We start from the raw sequence: 3,452 nt of genomic DNA, 5'->3' as shown, positions 1-3,452 counted from the left end.
TTTCTGTTTCTCTGCGTCTCTGCGGTGAATTACTATCTGAACAGTTACAAGTATTTTAACGCTGAAAGGAAAGAGATAATTTTACTGAACTTTGGCAAAGATAGTTGATAGTTTATAGTTGATAGTTGAAGGACTATAAACTATACACTATAAACTATACACTATACACTATAAACCATAAACGATAAACGAGTTTTGCATTTTGCTCTTTGGAGGAAATTGATAAAAATAGAGGTTTTAAATACCCGCTTAAAAACTACAGTTTCTTAGTTTTGCAGGACTCTACAATTACCAAAAGCAAGGAGGTATAAAGAGATGTTCAAAAAAATGTTGATAATGTTTGGGATAGTTGGGGTATTTTTTAGTGGCTGTGGGAAGAAAGAGATTAGTGAGAAAGAAAAAGGACTAAAGATAGGTTTGGTGGCACCTATGACCGGTGGAGCGGCAACTTACGGTGTCTCTACAAAAAATGGTGCGATGATGGCTATTGAAATGATAAACAACGAAGGAGGAATTTCTATTAATGGCGTCAATCAAAAGATAGAATGTATGTGCGAAGATGACGAAGGAAGACCGGAATCAGCCGCTAATGCCTACCGTAAACTCATTGACCAGGATAAGGTTGTCGCAATAATTGGCACCGTAATGAGTAAATGTTCATTAGCCGGGGCACCAATTGCCCAATCTGCCGGTGTCGTGATGATTTCACCCACTTCAACTAACCCTCAAGTCACACTTGTTGGAGACTATATCTTTCGTGCCTGCTTTATTGACCCATTTCAAGGAACAGTAATGGCTAATTTTGCCTATAACACACTCGCTAAGAGAAAAGCATCTGTCTTATTCGATAACGGCAATGATTACAATAAAGGATTAGCAGAATTCTTTAAGGCACAATTTGAAAAATCCGGGGGAAAGATAGTGGCGTATGAGGCATTCACAGATGAAGATAAAACTCAAGACTTTACACCCCAACTAACCAAGATAAAAGCGGCTTCTCCGGATGTGCTGTTTCTTCCTAATTACTACTCCTCAGTGGCATTAGTCGCCAAGCAGGCAAAAACAATGGGAATTGAAATTCCTCTTTTAGGTGGTGATGGCTGGGATTCTCCTGAATTAGTTAATTTAGGTGGAAAAGCGGTTGAGGATGGATATTTTTCAACACACTTTTCAAAAGATTCACCTGACCAGGAAATTCAGAAATTTGTCAAGGGATATCAAACAAAATATGGTTGTGCACCTGATGCCCTGGCGGCTCTCGGATACGATGCTACACTTATTCTCATCGATGCTTTAAAAAGAGCACAGACAACAGATAAAAATGCCATCCGTGATGCATTGGCTCAAACAAAAGATTTACAGGTGCTTTCCGGGAAAATTACCTTTGACGAAAACCGCAATCCGGTTAAAAGTGCAGTTATTCTCAAGATAGAAGAAGGAAAACCCATTTACCACTCTACCATTACTCCATAAGTGTTTTAGGTAGTGTAAGAAAAAGGAGATATGGAGATAAGGGGATATATTTAGGAGTTTTTTGGTGAAAGGGTTCGGGTTAGGAGGCTGGTTTGGTTTAGGGGTTATGAAGTTAGAACCATCCTGACCTAACTCCTGAGCCTGTCAGGAGCAGACTTCCATACCAACTTCATAACCATAATCTTTTAATTTATAATCTCCACATCTCCTTTATCTCCTTATCCCCCTTTTTACACACCGGATGTGTAGCCTGAACGCTTACCCATAAGTGGATGCAGTTATCAGTAAATCTCAACTATTTTAGAAGAAAGTGTTTTATTCTTCTTATCAAGCCACCATGCAAATAAAAGGGATAAAGCAAAAAGGAATAAACCTGAGATTAAACCAATAATTTCATTGGCACGGTCAAATTTGAAATGTGTTGCAATTAAATCCCCACCAATTATTCCAGAGACTAAAGCCAGTGGAGGTAAGGTTAAATAAAAAATAATTCCTTTAACCTTACTTATCATTGCGGTTTCCAATTTTACCGTTTCTCCGACATCAGCGCCTAAGGAATTATCTGCAACTAAGATAATTGGTGTACCTCTATCGCACAATTTACATTCATGGCAGGCTTTGCCAATATCAATCTGGACATAAGCCTTATTATCTTCTTTTGAAATGACCTTACCTTGTTCTTGCATTATTCTCACCCCATCAGGAAAAAAGTTGCGGTTGAGATTCAGGTTGAAGAGGAGAAAAAGGAGAAGTTTTCTCTTCCTTAACCTCAACCTTCTTTAAAATATATCATCTTTTTAATTTATGTCAAGAAAAATCTTGACATTTAATAAAAAATAGTTTATAATAATAACCAATATTATAAATGCTGGCGTAGCTCAATGGCAGAGCAGCTGATTTGTAATCAGCAGGTTGCGGGTTCAAGTCCCATCGCCAGCTCCAGAAAAATAGAGAAAAAAGGTAACCGTTCAGGATGTAGCCACAGAGTCACAGAGAACACAGAGGGAATATATAACCATTTGTGGCTACTTTCCTTAATTCTCTGTGAACTCTGTGCCTCTGTGGCTGAACGGTTACTGAGAATTTAACAATTATTGTCAATCCCTGCTTACTAATGTGGAGAGGTACCCAAGTGGACAAAGGGGGCAGACTGTAAATCTGTTGGCTATGCCTTCGGAGGTTCGAACCCTCCCCTCTCCACCAGGAAGGGTAATCACTAATGAGGCAAGAGAAGGTAACTATTTAGCCATCCGAAGTGAAATTCAGGTAATCAGTTATCGGTAAATCAGGTTATCGGTAAAGGGAAAAGATCAATTGGTTGTTACCGATTACCGATTACCTTGCACTTCATTTGGGTAAATAATTACAGATAGAGGACAGTGATAACCGCTCAACGATTACCAATTTTCCTGCCTTTGGGGCAGATTTTTAAAGGGGAAAACATGAAAAACAACGAAGAAAAAGACCCAATATCAAATCTCTCTCATAAAATAAAAGGTGCAATGACTGCGATTAAAGGAGCCGTTGACCTTTTATTAATGGATGATTCATTTCCGGTAAAGGATAGGCGAGAAATATTAACCGTTGCCAAAATTAATATAGATAAAACTATCAAATTGCTCAATGAGTTAGTAGATGAATGTAAAAAAAGCAAGTAAGCGGTTAAATGGTAACCGGCAGCTAATGCTCTGTCGCTAATAATTTGGTAACCGTTCAACCATTACATTTGGACTTTTAGGAACCGTTCAGGTGGTGTAACAAAAGGAGATGTGGAGATTAAGGAGATAGGGAGATATTATTAAAAAAATTGAAATTAATAGAAACTAATAGAAATTTATGGAAATTTGTTGTTTTCCACAATCAATTTCTACCTATTTCTATAAATTTCAATCTATTTCTATTATCTTATCTCCATATCACTCTTATCTCCTTATCCCCTTTCTTACACTTTTGATATATAGCCTGAACGGTTACAAATA

General features: G+C 37.7%; 3 protein-coding genes and 2 tRNA genes. 4 read left to right on the top strand and 1 reads right to left on the bottom strand.

All coding sequences use genetic code 11. The features are described 5' to 3' along the window. Window positions 1-315: 315 nt before the first annotated feature. Window positions 316-1,473 carry an ABC transporter substrate-binding protein gene (locus AB1422_18080; protein ID MEW6621209.1) on the top strand — a complete coding sequence of 386 codons (1,158 nt, stop codon included), beginning with the start codon at window positions 316-318 and terminating at the stop codon, window positions 1,471-1,473. A gap of 281 nt (window positions 1,474-1,754) precedes the next feature. Here the strand turns inward: AB1422_18080 and AB1422_18075 are convergent, their stop codons facing one another. Next, on the bottom strand, window positions 1,755-2,159 hold the full coding sequence (locus AB1422_18075; protein ID MEW6621208.1) for a SoxR reducing system RseC family protein: 405 nt from the start codon (window positions 2,157-2,159) through the stop codon (window positions 1,755-1,757). 181 nt (window positions 2,160-2,340) lie between these two features. On the opposite strand from AB1422_18075, the gene AB1422_18070 reads away from it, so the two are divergent. The 3 genes from AB1422_18070 (at window position 2,341) to AB1422_18060 (ending at window position 3,131) form a co-directional block, all read left to right on the top strand. Next, a tRNA-Thr gene (locus AB1422_18070) sits at window positions 2,341-2,415 on the top strand. Window positions 2,416-2,591: 176 nt separating this feature from the next. Next, window positions 2,592-2,676, top strand: a tRNA-Tyr gene (locus tag AB1422_18065). A 239-nt stretch (window positions 2,677-2,915) separates the two neighbouring features. Then, the gene (locus AB1422_18060; GenBank protein MEW6621207.1) at window positions 2,916-3,131 is read left to right on the top strand and encodes a hypothetical protein; all 216 of its coding nucleotides are present in this window, start codon (window positions 2,916-2,918) and stop codon (window positions 3,129-3,131) included. Window positions 3,132-3,452: the final 321 nt, after the last annotated feature.

The sequence above is a fragment of the bacterium genome (genome assembly GCA_040757115.1).
Taxonomy (GTDB): Bacteria; UBA9089; CG2-30-40-21; order CG2-30-40-21; family SBAY01; genus JBFLXS01.
This window is presented reverse-complemented; position numbering and strand designations above follow the sequence as displayed.

Coding starts and splice junctions, on each gene's coding strand:
- AB1422_18080 (MEW6621209.1), top strand. CDS start 316: ATGTTCAAAAAAATGTTGATAATGTTTGGGATAGTTGGGGTATTTTTT.
- AB1422_18075 (MEW6621208.1), bottom strand. CDS start 2,159: ATGCAAGAACAAGGTAAGGTCATTTCAAAAGAAGATAATAAGGCTTAT.
- AB1422_18060 (MEW6621207.1), top strand. CDS start 2,916: ATGAAAAACAACGAAGAAAAAGACCCAATATCAAATCTCTCTCATAAA.